20 protein-coding genes are annotated in these 21,110 nt (G+C 65.3%); 13 read left to right on the top strand and 7 right to left on the bottom strand.

The window, feature by feature from the left end:
- A partial coding sequence (locus T281_RS09845; protein ID WP_037237968.1) for an aminotransferase class I/II-fold pyridoxal phosphate-dependent enzyme occupies positions 1 to 807 on the top strand: 807 nt, incomplete at its 5' end.
- Between the two features lies 1 nt (position 808).
- On the opposite strand, the gene nagA is transcribed toward T281_RS09845, so the two are convergent.
- Genes nagA through T281_RS09830 form a run of 3 tightly spaced genes read right to left on the bottom strand, consistent with a single transcriptional unit; the run spans position 809 to position 3,883 of the window.
- Positions 809 to 1,969, bottom strand: coding sequence for an N-acetylglucosamine-6-phosphate deacetylase (nagA, locus tag T281_RS09840; protein WP_037237955.1), 1,161 nt, complete (start codon positions 1,967 to 1,969; stop codon positions 809 to 811).
- A complete protein-coding gene (locus T281_RS09835; protein ID WP_037237953.1) occupies positions 1,969 to 3,003 on the bottom strand; it encodes an SIS domain-containing protein in 1,035 nt (344 codons plus the stop codon). Before T281_RS09835 ends, nagA begins: the two co-directional genes overlap by 1 nt.
- Positions 2,990 to 3,883 (bottom strand): glucosamine kinase nucleotide-binding domain-containing protein, encoded by an 894-nt coding sequence (locus T281_RS09830; RefSeq protein WP_037237951.1) that lies wholly within the window; start codon positions 3,881 to 3,883, stop codon positions 2,990 to 2,992. Before T281_RS09830 ends, T281_RS09835 begins: the two co-directional genes overlap by 14 nt.
- Positions 3,884 to 3,964: 81 nt before the next feature.
- Here T281_RS09830 and T281_RS09825 point away from each other — a divergent pair, with 81 nt between their 5' ends.
- A complete protein-coding gene (locus tag T281_RS09825) occupies positions 3,965 to 4,867 on the top strand; it encodes an N-acetylmuramic acid 6-phosphate etherase (protein ID WP_037237949.1) in 903 nt (300 codons plus the stop codon).
- A gap of 45 nt (positions 4,868 to 4,912) precedes the next feature.
- Here the strand turns inward: T281_RS09825 and grpE are convergent, their stop codons facing one another.
- The 3 genes from grpE to T281_RS09810 all read right to left on the bottom strand — a co-directional run bounded on the left by grpE (position 4,913) and on the right by T281_RS09810 (position 7,552).
- Positions 4,913 to 5,779 (bottom strand): nucleotide exchange factor GrpE, encoded by an 867-nt coding sequence (gene grpE, locus T281_RS09820; protein ID WP_052037333.1) that lies wholly within the window; start codon positions 5,777 to 5,779, stop codon positions 4,913 to 4,915.
- 98 nt (positions 5,780 to 5,877) lie between these two features.
- Positions 5,878 to 6,981 (bottom strand): heat-inducible transcriptional repressor HrcA, encoded by a 1,104-nt coding sequence (gene hrcA, locus T281_RS09815; protein WP_037237947.1) that lies wholly within the window; start codon positions 6,979 to 6,981, stop codon positions 5,878 to 5,880.
- Between the two features lie 76 nt (positions 6,982 to 7,057).
- Entirely contained in the window at positions 7,058 to 7,552 is a 495-nt protein-coding gene (locus tag T281_RS09810; RefSeq protein ID WP_052037335.1) for a DUF4405 domain-containing protein, read from the bottom strand.
- Between the two features lie 216 nt (positions 7,553 to 7,768).
- Here T281_RS09810 and T281_RS09805 point away from each other — a divergent pair, with 216 nt between their 5' ends.
- Genes T281_RS09805 through T281_RS09795 form a run of 3 tightly spaced genes read left to right on the top strand, consistent with a single transcriptional unit; the run spans position 7,769 to position 9,428 of the window.
- Positions 7,769 to 8,446: an RNA polymerase sigma factor gene (locus T281_RS09805; RefSeq protein ID WP_037237943.1), complete on the top strand. Its 678-nt coding sequence runs from the start codon at positions 7,769 to 7,771 to the stop codon at positions 8,444 to 8,446.
- Complete coding sequence (locus tag T281_RS17735) at positions 8,443 to 8,955, top strand: hypothetical protein (protein WP_052037332.1); 513 nt, start codon at positions 8,443 to 8,445, stop codon at positions 8,953 to 8,955. The genes T281_RS09805 and T281_RS17735 overlap by 4 nt, the downstream gene beginning before the upstream one ends.
- Positions 8,955 to 9,428 carry a periplasmic heavy metal sensor gene (locus tag T281_RS09795; RefSeq protein WP_037237941.1) on the top strand — a complete coding sequence of 158 codons (474 nt, stop codon included), beginning with the start codon at positions 8,955 to 8,957 and terminating at the stop codon, positions 9,426 to 9,428. Before T281_RS17735 ends, T281_RS09795 begins: the two co-directional genes overlap by 1 nt.
- Positions 9,429 to 9,487: 59 nt before the next feature.
- Here T281_RS09795 and T281_RS09790 read toward each other — a convergent pair whose 3' ends face one another.
- The gene (locus T281_RS09790) at positions 9,488 to 10,780 is read right to left on the bottom strand and encodes a hypothetical protein (protein ID WP_052037331.1); all 1,293 of its coding nucleotides are present in this window, start codon (positions 10,778 to 10,780) and stop codon (positions 9,488 to 9,490) included.
- A 281-nt stretch (positions 10,781 to 11,061) separates the two neighbouring features.
- On the opposite strand from T281_RS09790, the gene T281_RS09785 reads away from it, so the two are divergent.
- From T281_RS09785 to T281_RS09750, 8 genes are all read left to right on the top strand, one after another.
- Positions 11,062 to 12,441 carry an APC family permease gene (locus tag T281_RS09785; RefSeq protein WP_037237939.1) on the top strand — a complete coding sequence of 460 codons (1,380 nt, stop codon included), beginning with the start codon at positions 11,062 to 11,064 and terminating at the stop codon, positions 12,439 to 12,441.
- Positions 12,438 to 13,547 (top strand): hypothetical protein, encoded by a 1,110-nt coding sequence (locus T281_RS09780; protein WP_155955192.1) that lies wholly within the window; start codon positions 12,438 to 12,440, stop codon positions 13,545 to 13,547. The genes T281_RS09785 and T281_RS09780 overlap by 4 nt, the downstream gene beginning before the upstream one ends.
- A gap of 159 nt (positions 13,548 to 13,706) precedes the next feature.
- Complete coding sequence (locus T281_RS09775) at positions 13,707 to 15,698, top strand: acetyl/propionyl/methylcrotonyl-CoA carboxylase subunit alpha (protein WP_037237935.1); 1,992 nt, start codon at positions 13,707 to 13,709, stop codon at positions 15,696 to 15,698.
- Positions 15,688 to 16,587 carry a beta-keto acid cleavage family enzyme gene (locus T281_RS09770; protein ID WP_037237959.1) on the top strand — a complete coding sequence of 300 codons (900 nt, stop codon included), beginning with the start codon at positions 15,688 to 15,690 and terminating at the stop codon, positions 16,585 to 16,587. Before T281_RS09775 ends, T281_RS09770 begins: the two co-directional genes overlap by 11 nt.
- Complete coding sequence (locus T281_RS09765; protein WP_037237933.1) at positions 16,559 to 18,376, top strand: AMP-dependent synthetase/ligase; 1,818 nt, start codon at positions 16,559 to 16,561, stop codon at positions 18,374 to 18,376. The genes T281_RS09770 and T281_RS09765 overlap by 29 nt, the downstream gene beginning before the upstream one ends.
- A gap of 392 nt (positions 18,377 to 18,768) precedes the next feature.
- Complete coding sequence (nifB, locus tag T281_RS09760; RefSeq protein WP_037237957.1) at positions 18,769 to 20,328, top strand: nitrogenase cofactor biosynthesis protein NifB; 1,560 nt, start codon at positions 18,769 to 18,771, stop codon at positions 20,326 to 20,328.
- Positions 20,329 to 20,366: 38 nt separating this feature from the next.
- The gene (locus T281_RS09755) at positions 20,367 to 20,582 is read left to right on the top strand and encodes a 4Fe-4S dicluster domain-containing protein (protein ID WP_013420981.1); all 216 of its coding nucleotides are present in this window, start codon (positions 20,367 to 20,369) and stop codon (positions 20,580 to 20,582) included.
- Positions 20,583 to 20,593: 11 nt separating this feature from the next.
- Positions 20,594 to 20,947, top strand: a complete 354-nt coding sequence (locus T281_RS09750; protein WP_013420980.1) for a HesB/IscA family protein — start codon at positions 20,594 to 20,596, stop codon at positions 20,945 to 20,947.
- Positions 20,948 to 21,110: the final 163 nt, after the last annotated feature.

Raw genomic sequence — 21,110 nt, 5'->3', positions numbered from 1 at the left:
GACCTCGTGGTTTACGATGCGCTCATCCATGCAAGCGCGCATGACGGCATGCGTGCGGGCAAGGCCGAGACCGTCAAGGCCGCGCATAACGACGCCAACGCGGTAGAGGATCGCATTCGCGCGTGGCGCGCAGCGGGCAGCAAGGGGCGCACCTGGATCGCGGTCGAGAGCCTCTACAGCATGGACGGCGACCGCGCGCCGCTCGACGACCTCGCCACTATCGCCGACCGCAACGAAGGCGTGCTCGTCATCGACGAGGCGCATGCGACGGGCGTATTCGGCCCTGACGGCGCCGGACTCGGCGCGCATCTCGAAGGCAGCGCAAACGTCGTCTCGCTCCACACCTGCGGCAAGGCGCTCGGCTCGGCTGGCGCGCTTGTGTGCCTGTCCCGCACCTTGCGCAACTACCTCGTGAACTGTTCGCGGCCGTTCATCTTTTCCACCGCGCCGTCGCCGCTGATCGCCGCCGCTGTCCGCGCCGCACTTCGCCTGTGCAAGGAGGAGCCGGAACGGCGCGAGAAGCTCGCCAGCCTCATCGCGTTCGCGAATGCCGCCATCAAGGAGCGCTGCGGGATCGAGGGCAGCGGCTCGCAGATCGTGCCGGTTGTCGTCGGGGCGGACACGCGCGCAACGGCTCTCGCTGCTGCGATGCGCGGTTATGGCTACGACATCCGCGCCATTCGGCCGCCGACCGTGCCGGAAAAGACGGCGCGGCTGCGCATCTCGCTGACGCTCAACACGAGCGAGGCCACCGTCAGCGACATGCTCGACGCGCTGGCGCACGAGCTTCCGCGGACCGGCGAATAGATCACGCGGGATTGGTGGACTCCGATGGGCGCCCATCGACCCACGTTTCGTAAATCCTCATGTCGCGCGGATCGAAAGCCACGAGATCGGCCCGGAAGTCCGGCGAGATGCGTCCCAGCAGGTCGCCAAAGCCGAGGAACGCCGCCGGTTCGGTCGACGCGAAACGGAGTGCATCCGTCAGCGGCACGCCGAGCATCTCCACCGTGTTCCGCACCGCCGACGCCATGTCGAGCGCCGAGCCCGCCAGCGTCCCCGCCGCATTGGTAAGGCGTCCATCCTTGAGTACGATATCCTGCCCGTTCAGCAAGAAGCTCGTCGTCTTACCCCCAACGGGCGGCATGGCATCCGTCACGAGCATCGGATGCGCGGCGCCACGCAGCGCCAGCCGCAGCATGGGAGGCGCGACGTGCTCGCCGTCCACGATCATGCCGAAGAAGGCGTTCGGTGCTTCGAGCGCAGCGGCGATGGGGCCGGGATCGCGGGCACCGAGCGGGCGCATCGCGTTGAAAAGGTGGGTGAAGCCGGTCAGCCCCTCATCGAGCGCCGCCTTCGTTTCTTCATAGGTCGCCATCGAGTGGCCGAGCGAGACACGCACGCCCGCATCGGCGAGCCGCTCCACGACCCCGGCCCCAACTCGCTCCGGCGCGAGGGTCACGAGCGTCGCCGTTTCGCGCGGCGCGGTAAGGAGGTCGAGATCCTCCGCCGTCGGCTCGCGGATATAGTCGCGGCTGTGGATGCCCGGCTTCTCTGGCGAGATGAACGGCCCTTCCAGGTGCAGCCCGAGCACACCCGCATTGAGCGCGGCCGCGCGGTCGACGGCTTCGAGCGCAACGACCATCTTTTCGCGCGCGTCGGTGATGAGCGTGGGCATGATGCCCGTGGTTCCGAATTTCCGGTGCGCCGCCGCGATAGCAGCCATCGCCCCCGCGCCCGGATCGTCGTTCAGAAGCACATCGCCGCCGCCGTTCACCTGCGCATCGATGAAGCCCGGCGCGAGCCACGCACCCTCCGGCAGCGTCCGCACGGGCACCCCGTGAGGCAGATTGCCCACGTGCAGGATGTCGAGGATGCGCCCGCCCCGCATGAAGACCGCGCGATCCCGATGGACCTCCGCACCGTCGAAGATCACGGAGGCAGCTATAGCGTATCGATTGCGAAGCATTATCGTGTGCTTGTAACTTTGCGAAGATGACGGGGACGGTCCACATCTGTCCCGATACGCTCCGCGAGCTGGACGGCCATCATGTAGAAGCTCTGGATGAGGCAAGCCGCATCAGTCTCGGGTTGATCCGGTGGCAGGACTGTTAAATTTTCGTCATGTTTCGCGCCGGTGCCGAAGAGCGCCGTTCCCTTGCCCCGCAGGTCCGCGGCGAGCCGGTCCATGCCCGCGGCGGCTTCGTCCGTGGGATTGAACATCAGGATCGGATATTCCGGCGAAACAAGCGCCACCGGCCCATGCAAAAACTCCGCGCCGCTGAAGGCTTCGGCGTGAAGGTTCGCCGTTTCCTTGAGCTTCAGCGCCGCCTCGCGGGCGATGGCAAGCGTCGGCCCGCGCCCGATGGTGACGAGGCTCGGCGCGCCTGCGAGCGCGGGCAGCGCGGCGCTCCAGTCGAGATCGGAAGCGGCGGCGAGGCGTTCGGGCAGGCGGGCGACGGCGGCGTCGAGCGCCGCATGTCCGTTCCATGCCGCTGTAAGCCGAACCAGTGCCGCGAGCGTGGTGACGAAGGTTTTCGTCGCGGCGACGGAAAGTTCCGGCCCGGCGCTCATGGGAAGCACGATGTCGCTCACGCGGGCGAGCGGGCTTTCGATGTCGTTGACGATTGTCACCGTCAGCGCGCCGGAGCGTTGCGCGGCCTCGGTCATGGCGATGATGTCGGCGCTGCTCCCCGATTGCGAGATCGCTAGGAAAAGTTGATCCTTCAGCTTCAGTTCGCCGCCATAGACGCTCGCAATGCTCGGCGCGGCGGCGGCCACAGGCACGCCCAGATAACGCTCGAACAGGTGCTTGCCGAAGGTGGCGGCATGGGCGGAACTGCCGCGCGCGCAGGTGACGATCACCCGGGGCGGCTTCCGCCTCAGCCGCGCGGCTAGCTCCTCAACCGGGCGCGCGAGCGCATCACGCTGGCGGCTCACCGCATGCGGCGCTTCGCGAATTTCCTGCGCCATGCGCACGTCCTGCACGTCAGAATGTTTCATCGATCCTCCTGCCCGAAAAAGCATTTCGAGCGAGTTGCAACCCGCCGTTAAGCGCGTCGCCAGCCGGGCGAACCAGCGATCGCTTTACCGCCGCGGACAGCCACGGTTCCAGCGGCTTCGCGAGGCCACCCATGAGCGCGAGCCTTGGCGTTCCCAGAACAAGCAGCGCCTCGGCAATTCGTTCCACATGGCGCGCCGCAGCGGCGATAAGTTCCCGTGCGACCGTGTCCCCCTCACCGGCGTGCCGGAAAACGAGCGGCGCGAACGTGCCGAAATCGGCAGGCCCGGCCTCGCTCGCCCAGCGCGTGATGGCGTTCGGGTCACGGTCGAAACGGCTGGCGACTTCGTCGAGCAGAGGCGACGGTACCGCCCTGCCGTCGAGCGCCCACAGCGTGCGCCGCACGGCTTCTAGGCCGAGCCACGCGCCGCTGCCTTCGTCGGACACCGGGAACCCCCAGCCGCCGACGCGATGACGCACGCCGCGCACGATGGCTTCACCGATGCTGCCTGTCCCGGCGATAATCACGCCGCCATCCTCGCCACGATGCGCTCCGACGCAAGCCGCATGCGAATCCGTGGTAAAAATCGCAGCCCTGAACGGGTGGGCGTAGCGCGCGAGTTCGGCCTGAATGTCCGGCTCGCCCGCGCCCGCAAGCGCGAGACAGGCGACGACGCGGCTGTAATCGGGCGCGAGGGCCGCTTCATCGAAGCATTGCGCCGTGGCGTCCATGATGGCCGCGAACGCCTGCGGAAGGCCGCGCCGGACATTCGCTGGACCCGAGCGCCCATTGCCCAGCGTTTCGCCGTTCGCGTTGGCGAGGCGAGCCAGACATTTCGTGCCGCCGCCGTCCACCGCGAGAAACAACACCTCAGCGTTCACTCTTTATGCCCTTGTTGCGGATGCTTATTTAAGGTTGCATGTTGCAAAGTCCAACGCCACTCAAACGCGTTTTCGGTTGTTATGGATACTGAACGGCCTTCGCCCCGCTTCTCCGGCATCGATGTTTGGGAGCCGCTCGACGCGCTCGATGCGATGATCGAGGGGCAGTTCGCTGCGGTCGCCGCCGTGCGCGCGGCGCGGCGCGACATCCTTCGCGCGGTGCTCGCGATGGAAAAGCGCCTCGCGAGCGGAGGACGGCTCGTCTATGCGGGCGCGGGCACGTCCGGCCGCCTCGCGGTGCAGGACGGCGCGGAACTCATGCCAACCTTCAGCTGGCCGAAAGAACGGCTCGTGCTGCTGCTCGCTGGCGGCGACGAGGCCATGGTTCAGGCCGTCGAAGGGGCGGAGGATGAAACCCATCGCGCCGCTGAACTAATCCGCGTGGAGCATGGCGTCGGCGCGAATGACGTGCTGATCGCGGTGGCCGCCAGCGGCAAGACGCCGTTCACGCTGTCTGCGCTGCGCGAGGCGAAGAAACTCGGCGCGCTCACCGTGGGCATCGCGAATAACCCCGACACGCCGCTTCTGCTCGAAGCCGACTGCCCGATCTGCCTTGAAACCGGCTCGGAGCCCATCGCCGGGTCGACGCGCATGAACGCGGGCACCGCGCAGCGCGTCACGCTCGCGATGTTGTCGTCGCTGGTGATGATCCGGCTCGGGCGCGTTTACGAGGGGCTGATGGTCGAGGTGCAGGCCGTGAACGCGAAGCTTGTCGGGCGGCGCGAGAAGATGCTCGTGCATCTGACGGGCAAGGACCTGGGCGCGGTGCGCGAAGCGCTGGCGCAAACGGGCGGCAACATCAAGCTTGCGATGCTTCTGCTGCAAGGGTGTGGGCTGGACGAGGCCGGCGCGCTACTCGAACGCACGGGCGGTCGCCTCCGCGAGGCGCTGACGCTTGCGGGGCGGGATGGCGGCGCGGGCTGAACGCCGCGCCTGCCGGTTCACCGCTTTCGGTTGCGCCGTTCGCTGTCAGTTGCCGTTTTCGAGCCGTTTTCCGAAGGATGAAATCAGCTCGTCGACGCCCGCCGGACCGCTGTTTTCCGTAACGGGCTGCGTTACGGACGAGGCACGCTTATCTCCGCCGGGCCGGTCACGCCGCAGGGGCGCGCCGCTCGGATCGCGGAAAACATCGGGATCGTGTTCGTGAGCGGGCTCGACCGCGTGATGATCGTGATGCGGCTCCGCATGCGCGGCTGAGGGGGCGTCGCTCACGGGCTTGGCCGAGTGCTCGCCCTGCGGCGGCTCCGGCTTGACCGGCGCGCCTCCCTTGGCAACGATCACGGCTGCCGGGCGCAAAACCCGCTCGCCGATCTTGTAGCCCGCCTGAAGCACCTGCACGACGACATCGGCGGGCACGTTGGGCACATCCACCTTGATCATCGCCTCGGAGGTATGTGGATCGAATTTCTCGCCGAGGGGCTCGAAGCGCGTGATGCCGTGACGCTCGAAAACCTTGAGAAGCTCACGCTCCGTCACTTCCACGCCTTGAAGCAGAGTATTCAGTGCCGGGGTCTGGTCCGTCGCTTCTTTCTGCGCGGCTTCGATTGCACGGCGCAGATTGTCGGCGATCACGATGGCGTCCTTGCCGAACTCGGACGACGCGTATTTCGCGGTTTCAACCTTCTCGCGTTCGCTCCGCCTGCGGTAGTTTTCCATCTCCGCGGCGATGCGCAAATGGCGATCCCGAAGCTCGGCGTTTTCGGCCCTCGAATCGGCCAGCATCTTCGCCAGCGCCTTTACCTGCTCTTCGGTGGCTTGCGGATTCTGTTCGCGGCCGAGAGAATCGTTATTTTCCGGCCCGTTCGCGTCCGAGGGCCCGTCCGGGGTATCGTTCATGGTGTTCTGCCGTTTCCGTTTTCGATGAGGACCGTCCGCTATCCTCGATCTTCAATGCGCCGATTTTTGAAGCTATATCGGCGGTTTCGGCGGGATAATCAAGCGAGCACGCGGCTCACGAGCTTGGCCGTAAAGTCAACCATGGGGATAATGCGGCCGTAATTAAGACGCGTCGGGCCGATGACGCCAAGAACGCCCACGATCTTGCGCTCGTGATCCTGAAACGGAGCAACGATAAGGGAAGATCCGGACAGGGAAAACAGATTGTTCTCGGAGCCGATAAAAATGCGGACGCCTTCGGCCTTTTCGGCGAGATCGAGAAGATGGATCAGCGCCTTTTGCGATTCGAGATCCTCGAAAAGCAGGCGGATGCGTTCGAGGTCTTCTACCGCCCTGAGGTCGTTCAGGAGGCGCGACTGTCCGCGCACAATGAGGCTGCGATTGTCCTCGCGTCCGCCCGACCACTGCGCCAGACCCGACCGCACGAGCTTCGCGGTGAGCGCGTCGAGTTCGGCCTGCCTCGCCTTGAGTTCGCCCTCGATCTTTTCGCGCGCCTCGGGGAGCGTCACGCCGCGAATCTTCGCGTTGAGATAATTTGTCGCCTCGACGAGCGCTTGCGGCGGCAGCCCCTCCGGCAAATTCAGCACGCGATTTTCCACGCTGCCGTCATCGCCCGCCAGCACGAGCAACGCGCGCTTCGAGTCGAGGCTGACGAATTCGATATGCTTCAGGCGGCTTACCTGCTTCTCGGCGAGCACGACGCCCGCGCAGCGCGACAGACCGGAGAGAAGGTCGCCCGCCTCGGCCAGCACTTCGGACGTCACGGCATGCTCGCGGTGATAGTCGCGCAGAAGCTGGCGTTCGAGCTGCTCGCGCTCGGTTTCCTCGATGCTGCCGACTTCGAGCAGGCCATCCACGAACAGGCGCAGCCCCGTCTGCGTGGGAATGCGGCCCGCGCTCACATGCGGAGCGTAGATCAGCCCCTGCGATTCGAGGTCCGACATCACGTTACGCACGGATGCGGGCGACAGCGTCATCGGAAGCTGGCGCGACAGGTGACGCGATCCGACCGGCTCGCCCGTTTCAAGATAGGTCTCAACGATGCTCCGGAAGATTTCCCGGTAGCGCTCATTCAGTTCGAGCAGCCCGTTTGCCTGATTTAATTCGAGGGCGGGCGCGCGCAACTCTTGCCGCTTCGACATGCTTCGCGTCCTTGTTCCAAACCTGTTAAATCTAAGGTCGCGCCACCCCTTCGTCAAATGCCGATCACGGATGCGATTACCGGGATGGCATGACTTCCACCAGCAGCTTGATCGCCGGTGCGCCGGACGCAGCCGCGACGCTCGCGAGCGTGTCGGCGGTGGAGGCCACTTTGTAGCCGCGCTGAAGGAGGTTCGCTCGCAGCGCATCCGGCGTAGTCTTCAGCACTGGAGCGAGATTGTCGAGTGGCGTTTGCGTCATCAGCATGACGGCGGCTCGCGGCGAACCCGTCTTGCCCTGCATCGCGGCGGGAATCGCGAACGCCGCAGCGGCCACAAGCGACAGGGCGAGCGGTACGATCATCGAGCCGCGCCGGAAATAGCCCTTCATCGCGCCCCAGTTCCGCCAGACATGCACGAAGAAGGGCACGAGCAACAATAAGCTCAGCCATTCGTGCATGCTGTGAAAGAGGTTCGAGCCGAGGTGAAAAAACAGCGCCAAGCCTGAAATCGCGGATACGGCGAAAAGGCCGAACGTGAACGGCGTCGTCACGCGCCCAAGAAATCCATTCATGTCATGCATCCTTCAATTGAAGCCGCCGCATCGGGCGCTTCGGAGGTAAATCGGTTTCGGTCGCGGCGGTGCATAGCGACCTGCCGGTGCCGCCCGCCGTATGGAGCTTGAACACGGCGGCGGCGCAAAACCCTGCGCAGGATTTTTGCGCCTGCCGTGTCCAAGTGGTAAGCAGGCGGCATTGCGGGCCTGGCGCGACGAGGCGGAGGCGACCGCGTGTCTATCGGGGCCGTTGCATGGATGAACGCAGAAACGCTGGCGAGGCCATTCGTCGTGTCGCCGCCCCGGGATAGCGCGCGCTCCGAGGCCGCGGACGAGGCCCGCCGCGCCGCGGATTTCGCCGAAGCGACCGACGAGGCGCTGATGAGAAGCGTGGCGATGGGCGACGAGGCTGCGTTCCGCCGACTTGCTGCCCGCCATGCCGCGCGCACGCTGGCCCTGTCGCGACGCATGCTCGCGAATGCGGCCGATGCCGACGAGGTCTTGCAGGAAGCGATGCTCCGCGTGTGGGTGAATGCGCCGCACTGGCGCGCCGAGGCGGCTTTCAAGACGTGGCTTTACCGCGTGGTCGTCAATCTCTGCCTCAACAGGCAGCGCCATAAAAGCTTCGCGCCGCTCGACGACGCGGCCGAGGTGCCGGACCCGTCGCCTTCCGCGCAGGCGAGCCTCGAAAGGCGGGAGGCCGACGCCGCCGTTGCGCGCGCAATCGCCGCCCTGCCGGACCGCCAGCGCGCGGCCATTGTGCTGACCTATTACGAAGACCTCAGCAACGCCGAGGCGGCTTCCGTGCTGGAGACCACAGTTTCAAGCGTCGAAGCGCTGCTCGTTCGTGCCAAGCGAACGCTGCGCGCCGAGCTTCGCGCGCAATCCGATGACTCAGGGAGCCGCACATGACCCGCGCCCGTTTTCAGGATCTTCTCGATATGCACGGCAGCGATCTTGCCGCGTGGCCCGCCGCAGACCGGAGCGCCGCCGAGCGCCTCGTCGCCAACGATGCGGATGCGGCAGCGGCTTTCGCGGAAGCGCGGCAACTCGACGGCCTCATTCGCGCGAGCCTCGCGACCTCGTCATCCGAAGCCGAGAATGAGGCTATCGCGGCGCGCCTCCTCGATGCGCTGCCCTCAACGCTTCCGCCTCAGGTGGCGCTTCCAGCGCAGGCGCGCGTTGCAAGTGCGGCTTGCCCGGCGCAGCACGAACGGCCGAAAAATTTCTCGCGCAACCGTCTTTTCTCGCGCCCGATCCTGCCGAGAGCTGCCGCGTTTTCGCTTGCGGCGGCGTGCGGCATCGCGCTCGGCATCTTCTGGGCGCAGAAGATCACGCAGGACGAGCAGATGGCTGCGGCGGAAACGACCGACGCGATCGCCGTCATCTTTCAGTCCGAAACCGCGATTGGAACCTTCTGATGAGCGCGCAAGACACCATCGCCGCCGAAAGCCGGCCCCGGCGCGGCCTGCTTTTCTGGTCTCTCGCCCTGAACATGTTTTTCATCTGCGGCGTCGTCGCGTTTTCGGTCGCGTCATTATACAAACCGGCATTTCGCGGCGGGGGCGGCGGCCCGGCCTACCAGTTCGAGAGGATTGCCGCGCGGCTTCCGGCGCAGGATGCGGACCGCCTCAGGGCCGCGTTCGCTCAACGCGCGAGCGAGGTCGAGGAGACGCACGCCGCCTCTCACAGGGCGCGGGACGCCATGCGCCTCGCGCTGCGCGCCGAACCGTATGACGGCGATGCCACGCGCAAAGCCATGGCGGACGCGCAGGACGCGCGGCGTCGGCTAGAGACGGTGATTCAGGCGGTCATCGCATCGGCGGCGGCAGATATGTCGCTCGAGGGGCGCGCGCAGCTGGCGGAATGGCGGGCCGAGCCACCGCGCAAATAGGGCACGTCAGCAAAACGCGAAACCGGCGGCGGTGCGCAAGCGGGGCGGCTTGGCTTCGATTACCGCGTTTCGACGCGGAGCCTTTGCAACAAATCCCTGATGGGATGATGCGCCCACGCCTTCGTCACGAAATCGCGATGCTCGGTGCCGGGATCGGTGGAGATGAACGTCACGCTTCCGCTCCGAAGCGGCCCCTTGAGCTTGGTGTTCAGCGCCACGTCCTTGCCCTTCAGGATATCGGCAAGCTCCGTGTTGCGCGCCCGCGTGGACGACGCATAGGCGCTGAGGAAGAAGGCCTTCTCGCGCGATGAAATCCAGTTCGCGAAGGTGTCTGTCTCGCCGTAGAGCGCGTCCAGCAGCACCACGCCGCGCAAGCGCTCGTCCGCGCCGCCCTGTCGGATGCAGGAGGCTGCCGTCGCATAGCCGCCGCTATAGGCGACGATGACGATCGGCATACGGTCGAAATACGCCTTGGAGCGCGGATCGCCGTGCAGCTTTACGAGTTCGTTGCTTGCCTCGTCGAGGAAGCGACGCAGGCCGCCCACCTCCCAAAGCTTGCCCGCGCTCGAATCCGCCGCATCGGACGCAAGCTGCGGCGCAACGAGCACCGCATTGACGCCCGCCTCGGACACCTGCTCCGGCACGCGCTGACGCTGGATCACGTCGCGCTGCAAGGTCGCGCCATGCCCATGCAGGAACAGCACCATGAGCGCGGGGCGGCGGAGGTCGAAGCCGCGCGGGATGTGAAGCAGAGTGCGGCTGTCGCTGTAAGTCTGATCTTCCCAGTAAACCGCGCCGCTCGACGTGCTGTGGCCGCGCCTGCCGCCGTCGTTCACATTGAGGAACGGGTGGCCGGTCGCCGGATTGGTGCCGCGATAGGGGAACGGCGCGCTTTGCAGCGGCACGAGCTTCGTGCGCGTCTGCCTGAGCGGAAGCAGCGGCGGTTCGGCTTTGATCGGCGAGCCTTTCTTGACCATCTTGACAGGCACGAGGATCGAGGGGGCTTGCGTCTCAACCGACATCGAAGCCGTCATGAGCGTCGGTCCCTCGGCGGGCGCGCGCCTTTCGGCCGGGGCAACGCGCTGTTCGGGGAGCGGCGCGGCCGCAGCGACGGCAAGTGTCGGGGCGACGGCTTTTGGCTGTTGCTGTTTGAGAACGCCCTGCTTGGCGGATCTGTTCAAACGGTCGCCAGCATCGGGGCTCATCGCCGCCAACCCGGAGGGGGGAAGTTCCATGCTGAGCGCGGCGGCGTCCGGGGTCTTCGCGAAATCGACGGCTTCCGTCTCAGAGCGACAGCCCGCGGCAGTGATCGCGAGCGCCGCCACAATCGGGAAACGCAGCCTCGAAAACAACGCCAAAGATACTCGCGGCAGGATGAACACGGATACTCGCACGCTCTTACTAACCAGACCTGGCGTCTTGCACTCACCAGACGTGTGAAGCGGGATAACCCGCAATCGTGACCACATCATGGGCCGCTCCCCGAGCCTAGCCGAAAGGACTTTCTAAATGCCTTTCCCGCTAGAGTACGATCCGCTTGAGCGCACAGCCTAAGTTGCCACTATGCAACTACCAGACCGTTAACCTTACCGGCGGAATTGTTGAAATCGTCCTCAGTTGATATGAGCAGGGTATGAGTGATGCATCGGTTTGCGCGCAGGAGCCTGCCGCGTCTTCGTCCGGGGGCAAATTCGGGTCGGTGGACCTGCCCAAGATATCAGTCGTAACGGCAACTGCGCTCGCGGTCGCCGACATGATCGGCACGGGCGTGTTCACGAGCCTCGGCTTCCAGGTTCGCGACATCCCATCGGCCTTTTCGCTGCTCATGCTGTGGGTCGTCGGCGGGCTCGTCGCGCTATGCGGGGCATTATCCTATGCTGAGCTTGCGGCGGCCTTTCCGCGCTCCGGCGGCGAATATAATTTCCTGTCACGCGCCTTCCGCCCCGCCATCGGCTTCATGGCCGGATGGATTTCCGCGACCGTCGGCTTCGCCGCGCCGGTTGCGCTCGCGGCCATGGCTTTCGGCCAATACTTCGCAGGCGTCGTGCCGGGCGCGCCCGTCCTGCTCCTCGGAATCGCCGTCGTCTGGCTCGTCTCGCTCGTGCATCTGATGGGCGTCAAGACGGGCAGCAAGCTGCAAAACGTCTCCACCTTCGTGAAGTTCGGGCTCATCGTCGTCTTCATCGCGGCGGGCTTCATATGGGGCGAGCCGCAGCCAATCTCCTTCGCACCGTCCGCCGCCGATTTGGGCTATATGGCGAGCGCGCCCTTCGCCCTCAGCCTCGTTTTCGTCCTCTATTCCTACTCGGGCTGGAACGCCGCGACCTACATCGCGAGCGAGATCAAGGAGCCCGAAAAGACCCTTCCGCGTGCCCTGCTTTTCGGCGTGCTGATCGTGACTGTGCTCTATGTGGCCCTCAACGCCGCGTTCCTCTACACGACGCCGGTCGCCGAACTCGCGGGCCAGATCGATGTCGGCCTGATCGCTGGGCGGCACATTTTCGGCGAAACCGGCGGCCAGATCGTCGCCGCGCTCATTTGCCTGGGCCTCGTGTCGGCGGTCAGCGCGATGATGTGGATCGGCCCGCGCGTCGCTCAGGTGATGGGCGAGGACAACCCGATGCTGTCATTTTTCGCCAAGACGTCGAACAAGGGCGTGCCGGTGAATGCGCTCGTTTTCCAGCTTGTCGTCGTGACGGCGCTGCTCTTTACGCAGGGCTTCGAGACGGTGCTCGAATTCATCCAGTTCGCGCTCACGCTCTGTTCCTTCCTGACCGTGCTCGGCGTCATCGTGCTGCGCATTCGCCGCCCGGACCTGCCGCGCCCCTACATGGCGTGGGCCTATCCGTTGACGCCAGTGCTTTTCCTCGCGGTGACGGGCTCCGTGCTCGTCCACCTTCTCATCGAGCGACCGGGGCAGTCGCTCGCGAGCCTCGGTCTCATGATCGCGGGTCTTTTCATCTATGCAATTTCAGCAAAGTTCAGCGCGGCTCCTAGCAAGGGAATAGCTTGACCATGACATTCCGCTTCCCCGTTCGATCATTCCTCGCAGGCATTGCATTGATAACAGCCCTGCCCGGCGCGCTCATGGCCGCCGACGGACAGGCGCAGACGGATATCGCGCGCGTGCTCGCCGGTATTCAGCCGTCGGAGAACTCGCCGCTTCAGGCCGTGGCGAAGGACGCCGCCTTCAAGAAACACCAGTCCTTCATGGACTCGAGCTGGAAGCAACTCGAAGACAAGCAGCTCTCCAAGGTGCGCGGCTGGTCGTCGGATAATGTGAAGCAACAGGAGCCGACGCTCTATTACTTGTTCTCCGGCCCGGATTATCTCTACGCCAACGCGTTCTTCCCGAAGGCCAAGACCATCATCATGGCCGGGCTTGAGCCGTCAGGCCCGATCCCGGACCTCTCCGACCTGACCGTCAGGACGGCAAACAGCGAACTGAACGGCACCCGCGCCGCACTCGGCAGCCTGCTCAAGCACAGCTATTTCATCACGAGCGAGATGGGGCATCAGCTTTCGCGGCGTAAGCTTTCGGGCACGCTGCCAATCATCTATGTGTTCGCTGCCCGCTCCGGCAAGGACATCAAGGATGTGAGCCTCATCGTGCTCGACCGCGAAGGCAAGCTGCATGCGGCGGACGAACCGGGCATCGACTCGGCGGCCAAGGGCGCAAAGATCGTGCTCGCGGGCGCGGATGGCGAAGAGCAGACGATCTATTATTTCAAGACCGACCTCTCCAACAAGGGCGTGCAGGCGAGCGGCTTCATCAAGTTCCTCAACGGCTATGGCCAGGGCGACGCCTTCATCAAGAGCGCGTCCTACCTGCTGCATAATCCCGGCTTCTCCGACGTGCGCGACTTCCTCCTGAAGCACTCGGCGGCGCTCGTGCAGGACGACACCGGCATCCCGGTGAAGTATCTCGATGCGAACTGGCAGCTTCAGCCTTTCGGCACATACCTCGCGCCGATCGCGCAGTTCCGCCATGCGCAGCAGCCGAAGCTCGTCGATCTTTTCAAGAAGGAGAGCAAGGGTCCGCTCGGCTTCACGGTCGGCTATCGCTGGGGCAAGCCGTCGAACCTGCTGCTCGCGGTGAAGGCTCCGCCGCGGTCCTGATCCGGCGTGTTCCCGCACACATCCGACCAACCTTCAAGGCGACGCCGCCCCTCAGTGGGCGGCGTTCTTTTATTCGCCTTTCGGCTTAGCTTGCTTCCATTCATTGCGGCAGGCCGCCCGATGCAATAAATTAGTTTCGTTGCAACGGGCGGAGCCAGAATGACGGCACGGCGATTTCGCAAGCTTCTGATCGCCAATCGCGGTGAGATCGCCTGCCGGATCGTGCGTACGGCGCGCGCCATGGGTTATCGCACGGTGGCCGTATTCTCCGATGCGGACGCCGCCGCCATGCACACGCCAGCCGCCGACGAAGCCGTTCGCATCGGCCCACCGCCGCCGCGCGAAAGCTATCTCGACATCGCCCGCTTCATCGACGCCGCGAAGAAGACCGGCGCGGACGCGATCCATCCGGGCTACGGCTTCCTTGCCGAGAACGCGGACTTCGCCGAGGCGTGCGAAGCGACGGGGATTGTTTTCGTCGGGCCGCCCGCGTCCGTTATCCGCGCGATGGGCGACAAGGCTGCGGCAAAGGCCATCGCGGAAGCGGCGGGGCTGCCGTGCGTGCCGGGCTATCGCGGCGAGGATCAGGCGGATGCACGTCTCACCGCCGAGGCGGCCGCAGTCGGCTTTCCGCTGCTGGTGAAGGCGGTTGCTGGAGGCGGCGGGCGCGGCATCCGCGCGGTCCATGCGGCGGCGGAGTTGCATGAGGCGCTTGCGGCGGCGCGGCGCGAGGCGAAGGCCGCATTCGGCGACGACCGCCTGATGCTGGAACGGCTAATTGAGCGTCCGCGCCATCTCGAAGTGCAAATCTTTGGCGACGATCGCGGCAATGTCGTGCACCTTTTCGAGCGCGATTGCTCGACGCAGCGGCGACGGCAGAAGATCATCGAGGAAGCGCCGAGCCCCGTGCTCACGCCAGCGCATCGCGAGCGGCTGACGGGTTACGCCGTCGCGCTCGCGCAGGCGGCGGGCTATCGCAACGCGGGCACGGTCGAGTTCATCTCCGATGCGGACCTGAATTTCTACTTCCTCGAAATGAACACGCGGCTTCAGGTCGAGCATCCCGTTACGGAAATGGTGGTGGGCGTCGATCTCGTGGACTGGCAATTGAGGGTCGCCGCCGGGGAGCCGTTGCCGCTTCGGCAGGACGAGATCGCGATGCGGGGGCACGCCATTGAGGCGCGGCTCTGCGCGGAAGACCCATATGACGGCTTTCGTCCACAGACCGGCACCGTGGCCCATTTCGCCCCGCAAGAAAGCGGCGGCGTCCGCTTCGATAGCGGCGTCGAGACCGGAAGCGAGGTTTCACCCTGGTACGACTCGATGGTGGCGAAGGCCATCGCGAGCGGTCAGGATCGCGCCGAGGCGGCGCGCCGTCTCGCCTCCGCGCTGGAGGATGCACCGCTGCTCGGCCTTGCGACGAACCGCGAATTTCTGATCGCACTCCTGCGCGGCGAGGCGTTCGAGCGCGCCGAAATCGCCACGACGACGCTCGACGACTGGGCGCAAACGGGCGCGGGCGACGCAGCATCGCCGTTCGCGCGGCCCCGTCCGTCGCCCACAGATTGGGCGCTGGCTGCCGCGCTCTCCGCCGAACGAGGCGGCAGCGCGGGCGAATGGTTCTGGTCCGGCAGCGCCTGCGACTTTTCGCTCGACCTGACATGCGGCGGCGAGACGAAGCGGCTTACCTACACGCGCCCGCGCTCCGGCCCGCTGGCGGTTGCGGTCGGCAGCGAGCGGATCGAAATCGCGCTGATCGAAAATGCGCCGCCCCGGATCCTGTTCGAGGCGAATGGCGTCCGGCGGCGCGCAACGGCGGCATGGCAGGGCGCGACGCTCCATCTCGCCATCGACGGCGCGGCCTTCACCTTCGCGGAGCCGGATCATGCGCATGCGGACGACGCGGCGGATGGCGCGCGCATCGCCGCCCCAGTCGCTGGCCTGCTCGTGAAGGTGCTGGCCGAACCGGGGCAGGCGGTGGCTGCGGGCGACACGTTGGCGATCATCGAGGCCATGAAGATGGAAACGCGCGTAACAGCGCTCGCGGCGGGCCGCGTCGCGGCGGTGCATGCCAGCGCAGGCGCGCAGGTCGCGAGCGGCGCGCTTCTGTTCGAAATCGAAACCGAGGATGCGCCTGCCGATGTCCGATAAAGCGATCCTCACCTGCGCGCTGAACGGCGTGCTCACCGATCCGCGCCAACATCCGATGATCCCGGTGACGCCGGAGCAGATGGCGGCCTCCGCGCGCGAGGCTTACGATGCGGGCGCGGCCATCGTGCACATCCATTTCCGCGCGCAAGGCGATGGCGTGGCCCATCTGCCGAGCTGGGAGCCTGAAGTCGCGGCGGCGGCGGTCGAGGCGATCCGCGCGGCCTGCCCCGGCATCGTCATCAACCAGACGACCGGCACGGTCGGCCCCGATATTTCCGGCCCGATCGCCTGCATCAGGCGCACGCGGCCCGAGATCGCGGCCTGCAACGCGGGCAGCCTCAACTATCTGAAGCTCCGCTCGGATGGGCGCTGGGCGTGGCCGCCGCTGCTGTTCGACAACCCCGTGTCGAAGGTGCAGGGCTTCCTCGAAGCAATGGCAGAAGCGGGTTCGCGGCCGGAGTTCGAGTGCTTCGATGTCGGCATCGTCCGCTCGGTCGGCCTCTACGTCGAGAACGGTATGGCGAAGACGGCACAGTACAATTTCGTGATGGGCGTTGCGTCGGGCATGCCGGTCGACGCGGATCTGCTCGCGCTGCTGCTGAAATATCGCCGCGACGGCGCGCTCTGGCAGACGACGCTGATCGGCCGCACGGAAATCTGGCCCGTTCACCAGCGGGCGGCGGAACTCGGCGGGATGCTGCGCACCGGGCTCGAAGACACGTTCTACTTGCCGGGCGGCGAGAAGGCGAAAAGCAACGGCGCGCTGATCGAGGCGCTGGCCGCATGCGCGCGAAACGCGGGGCGGGAAATTGCGTCTCCGGACGAAACAAGAATAATAATGAACCTGGGAGGATCGCATCATGGGGAGGCAGGGACCAGCACCGCTTGAGGATGAGCCTTTCGTTTCACCGCCTCGGCGCTTCCTCGAAACGGCGGCGCGGCGAGGAACTGCGCCTGCCTATTATGTGCGCGAGGCCGAAGGCTGGACGGCGACGCCATGGAACGTGTTCCGCGACGAGGTGCGGCGCGCGGCGCGGGCGCTGGTGGCGCTTGGCGTGAAGCCGGGCGATGCGGTCGGCGTCATCGGCTATAACCGCCCCGAATGGGTCATCATGGACATCGCCGCCATGATGGTCGGCGCGAATGTCGCGGGTATCTATTTCACGGCGTCGGCGCAGGATGCGGCCTACATCATCGCGCATTCCGAATGCGCCGTCGTGCTCGCCGAGAAGGAGGAGCACTTCCGTCGCATCGTGAGCCAGCGCGAAGAATTGAGCCACCTTCGACATGTCGTCATGATGCGCGGCGCGGATGCCGCCGACCCGCTGCAAATGACGTGGGACGCGTTCATGGCGCAGGGCGACGACCGCTTCGACGCGGAGATCGAGCGCCGCTTGCAGGCGATCCAGCCGAAGGACGTCGGCTGCCTGATCTACACCTCCGGCACGACCGGCCCGCCGAAGGCCGTGCAGATCAGCCACGACGCGCTCGCGAAGACGGCGGCGCTCGTGCTGAAGCTGTTCGACGTGACCGGCGACGACCGCACGATTTCGTATCTGCCGCTCGCGCACATCGCCGAGCGCATCCTTACGATCCATTTCCAGATCACCGTCGGCAACGCGGTCTACTTCGCGCGCGATGTCCTGAGCCTCGGCGAGCATCTACCGGAGGTTCGGCCGGACTTTTTCTTCGGCGTGCCGCGCGTTTACGAAAAGCTGGCTTCCGCCGTGCAGGCGAAGCTTGCGTCCGCGAAGGGGCCGAAGGCGAAGATCGTGCATTGGGCGCTCGGCGTCGGCCAGGACTGGCACCGCAAGGAGCAGGCGGGCGAGCGCATCGGCCTGAAGACGGCGCTAGCCATGGCCGTGGCGTCGCGGCTTTTCCATCGCAAGGCGAAACGCCTCATCGGCCTCGACCGCGCGAAGCACCTCGGCGTCGGCGCCGCGCCGATCCCGGAGGAAACGCTTCGCTTCCTGACCGGCCTCGATCTTCCGGTGCGCGAGCTTTGGGGGCTGTCGGAGAGTGCGGGCGTCGGCACCACGAACCTCAAGGGCGCGACGAAAATCGGCTCGGTCGGCAAGCCTTATCCCGGCCTCGACCTGAAGATCGACCGCGACGGCGAAATCCTCATACGCGGGCCGTACATGTTCATAGGCTACGCCAAAGACCCGGAAGCCACCGCGCGCACCTTCACGGACGGATGGCTGCGCACCGGCGACCTCGGACATGTCGATCTGGATGGCTACGTTCACATCACGGGCCGGAAGAAGGACATCATCATCACGTCCGGCGGCAAGAACGTCGCACCCGCCAACCTGGAGATGGAACTCGTGGCGCTTCCGCTGGTCGAGCACGCCATCGTATGCGGCGAGCGACGCCCCTACCTCGGCGCGCTCATCACGCTCGACAAGGCTGCGGCGGAGCGGTTCGCGAGCGAGCGCGGGATGGCTGACGGTCCCGCGCTGACGGAGGCGATCCGCGAGGAAATTCAGGAGGGCATCCACGCGATCAACGCGCGGCACTCACGCGTGGAGAACATCCGCCGCTTTGCCATTCTGCCCGAGCCGCTATCCATCGAAAACGGCGATCTCACGCCCACACTGAAGGTGAAGCGGCAGGCGGTGATGACGCGCCTGACGCCGGTCGTGGATGGCCTCTATCGCGAGAACGAGAAGGTTTAAGCAGGCGCGCGCGGTAAAAAGTGTCCGCCGCTTCGCCGACAAGGTGATTCAGTCAAATAACGCTAGCGGCGCGTGGTCGGCATGAGCGAGCCACAGCCCGCGATCAGCCGGTCTGCCCTCTCCCGATACCGCCGAAGAAGCGCGCGCCGCGCGGCACACCTCACTGGCCCGTTTCGTACAAAAGGCCAGGTCGGTTCACCCATGTGTAAGAAACGCGACAGCGCGTCGCGCTCGGAGCAACCGCCGGGCGCTGATTTTAGAAGCATTCTGGTCTGTGGCACGGTCATTGCTTCACGTCTGGAGAAGCCGCTCGACAAAGCGGCGGATGCGCGGGGCATAGGGCCGCATCGGCCTTCACCCTCCCAGGCGGCGGGCCTTTACGAGGATCGATGATGTTTGACGCAGAACAGCTTCCAGACGCCGGCGAAGGCCAGATCAAACCGCTGAACGATTTGCTCCAGAAGATCGCCGCCAGCAAGGGTTGCGAGACGAAGGCCGGGCCGGGGAAATCCGGTTGCGGATCGACGGGCACAGAAAGCACGCTTCCGCCGGAGATCTGGGAGAAGGTCAAGAACCATCCCTGCTACAGCGAGCAGGCGCATCATCACTTCGCGCGCATGCATGTGGCGGTGGCCCCGGCGTGCAACATCCAGTGCAATTACTGTAACCGCAAATACGACTGCGCCAATGAATCGCGCCCCGGCGTCGTGAGCGAGCGTCTCACACCCGAGCAGGCCGCGAAGAAGGTGTTCGCCGTCGCCTCCACCATTCCGCAGATGACTGTGCTCGGCATCGCCGGGCCGGGCGATCCGCTCGCCAACCCCGAGAAGACGTTCAAGACGTTCGAACTGGTCGCGCAGACCGCACCCGACATCAAGCTTTGCGTCTCGACGAACGGCCTCATGCTGCCGAAACTCGTCGACCGCATCTGTCAGTACAACATCGACCACGTGACGATCACCGTCAATATGGTCGATCCCGAAGTGGGCGCGAAGATTTATCCGTGGATCTTCTACGAGCACAAGCGCTATACCGGCGTAGAGGCGGCGCGCATCCTCTCGGAGAACCAGCTCCGCGGCCTCGAAATGCTTACCGAGCGCGGCATCCTCTGCAAGATCAACTCGGTGATGATCCCCGGCGTCAATGACGAGCATCTCGTCGAGGTGAACAAGGCGGTGAAGGCGCGCGGCGCATTCCTGCACAACATCATGCCGCTGATCTCCGCGCCCGAGCATGGCACCGTCTTCGGCATGAACGGCCAGCGCGGCCCGACGGCGCAGGAGCTGAAGGCGTTGCAAGATGCCTGCGAAGGCGACATGAATATGATGCGGCACTGCCGCCAGTGCCGCGCCGACGCGGTGGGCCTCCTCGGCGAAGACCGCAGCGACGAGTTCACGACCGAGAAGGTCATGGCGATGGAAATCGACTACGATCTTGAAGCACGCAAGGCCTATCAGGCCAAGGTTGAAGCGGAGCGCGACGCGACGCAGGCCGCGAAGGCGGACGAACTGGCGAAGCTCGCGGGCGAAAAGGCCGACATCGCCATCCAGATCGCGGTTGCGACAAAGGGTAACGGCCGCGTCAACGAGCACTTCGGCCACGCGACCGAATTCCAGATCTACGAGGTTTCGACGGCAGGCGCGAAGTTCATCGGCCATCGCCGCGTCGACCTTTATTGCCAAGGCGGTTTCGGCGACGACGACAAGCTTGAGACTGTGATTCGCGCGATCAACGACTGCGCGGCCGTTTTCGTGGCCCGGATCGGCACTTGCCCGAAGGAAGGCTTGCTCAAGGCTGGCATCGATCCGGTCGATCGCTTCGCACATGAGTACATCGAGCAATCTGCGCTTGCATACTTCAAAGAATATTTAGAAAAAGTCCAATCTGGCGAAATCGAGCACGTCGCGCGCGGCGATGCGGATATTCGTCAGGGAGCCTTCACCGCGGCCTAGCCGCCCCGACCCAGACCCATAGACAGGAGTTGAACCCTATGGCTTACAAGATCATCGCCTCCCAGTGCACCGCTTGTTCGGCCTGCGAAGCCGAGTGCCCGAATGCCGCGATCAGCGTGAAGAAGGGCGTTTATTTCATCGACCCGGTGACGTGCACCGAATGCGTCGGCCACTTCGACGACGCGCAGTGCGCAGCGGTTTGCCCCGTCGAAGGCACGTGCGTTCCGGACCCGGCTCATCCCCGCTCGGCGTAAGGATTGAAGGCATGAACCTGACGGTTACTCCAGCGGCAGAAAAAGTGATCCGGCGATTCCTTCGCTTCGACGGCAAGCCCGGCAGCGGTTTCCGCCTGAAGGTGGCGCCGGGCGGTTGCTCCGGTCTCTCCGCCGAGTTCAGCGTTGAGGCCGAGCCTCAGCCGGACGACGCGGTGATCGAAGTCAACGGCCTGAAGCTTTTTCTCCCCGAGGAGAGCCGTCTACTTCTGGAGGGGGTGACGATCGATTTTTCCGACACCCCGCTCCAGTCCGGTTTTGTCTTTCGCGATCCGAAACAACAAGCCAGTTCGTGCAGTTCCACTGCGCCGGTGCTGTTCGACATCACCGAGCTCAAGATCCAATAGTGCCTTTCCGCCTCCCCGGGGGCGGAAAGACCTTCTTTTTCTACGACCGTTTGCCGAAGGGCGAACCACAGGGGACGGACATGAGTCCTGCGATCGAGTTCGGCGAAGGGGAGGCGCATCCGCTGGACGATGCGCTTCTGACCGCCGCGCTTCTCGGTGCGGG

Source organism: Rhodomicrobium udaipurense JA643 (assembly GCF_000636015.1).
GTDB classification, from domain to species: Bacteria; Pseudomonadota; Alphaproteobacteria; order Rhizobiales; family Rhodomicrobiaceae; genus Rhodomicrobium; species Rhodomicrobium udaipurense.
This window is presented reverse-complemented; position numbering and strand designations above follow the sequence as displayed.

Coding starts and splice junctions, on each gene's coding strand:
- T281_RS09770 (WP_037237959.1), top strand. CDS start 15,688: ATGTCCGATAAAGCGATCCTCACCTGCGCGCTGAACGGCGTGCTCACC.
- T281_RS09765 (WP_037237933.1), top strand. CDS start 16,559: ATGGGGAGGCAGGGACCAGCACCGCTTGAGGATGAGCCTTTCGTTTCA.
- hrcA (WP_037237947.1), bottom strand. CDS start 6,981: ATGTCGAAGCGGCAAGAGTTGCGCGCGCCCGCCCTCGAATTAAATCAG.
- T281_RS09810 (WP_052037335.1), bottom strand. CDS start 7,552: ATGAATGGATTTCTTGGGCGCGTGACGACGCCGTTCACGTTCGGCCTT.
- T281_RS09785 (WP_037237939.1), top strand. CDS start 11,062: ATGAGTGATGCATCGGTTTGCGCGCAGGAGCCTGCCGCGTCTTCGTCC.
- T281_RS09750 (WP_013420980.1), top strand. CDS start 20,594: ATGAACCTGACGGTTACTCCAGCGGCAGAAAAAGTGATCCGGCGATTC.
- T281_RS09835 (WP_037237953.1), bottom strand. CDS start 3,003: ATGAAACATTCTGACGTGCAGGACGTGCGCATGGCGCAGGAAATTCGC.
- T281_RS17735 (WP_052037332.1), top strand. CDS start 8,443: ATGACCCGCGCCCGTTTTCAGGATCTTCTCGATATGCACGGCAGCGAT.
- T281_RS09755 (WP_013420981.1), top strand. CDS start 20,367: ATGGCTTACAAGATCATCGCCTCCCAGTGCACCGCTTGTTCGGCCTGC.
- T281_RS09825 (WP_037237949.1), top strand. CDS start 3,965: ATGGATACTGAACGGCCTTCGCCCCGCTTCTCCGGCATCGATGTTTGG.
- nagA (WP_037237955.1), bottom strand. CDS start 1,969: ATGCTTCGCAATCGATACGCTATAGCTGCCTCCGTGATCTTCGACGGT.
- nifB (WP_037237957.1), top strand. CDS start 18,769: ATGTTTGACGCAGAACAGCTTCCAGACGCCGGCGAAGGCCAGATCAAA.
- T281_RS09795 (WP_037237941.1), top strand. CDS start 8,955: ATGAGCGCGCAAGACACCATCGCCGCCGAAAGCCGGCCCCGGCGCGGC.
- T281_RS09775 (WP_037237935.1), top strand. CDS start 13,707: ATGACGGCACGGCGATTTCGCAAGCTTCTGATCGCCAATCGCGGTGAG.
- grpE (WP_052037333.1), bottom strand. CDS start 5,779: ATGAACGATACCCCGGACGGGCCCTCGGACGCGAACGGGCCGGAAAAT.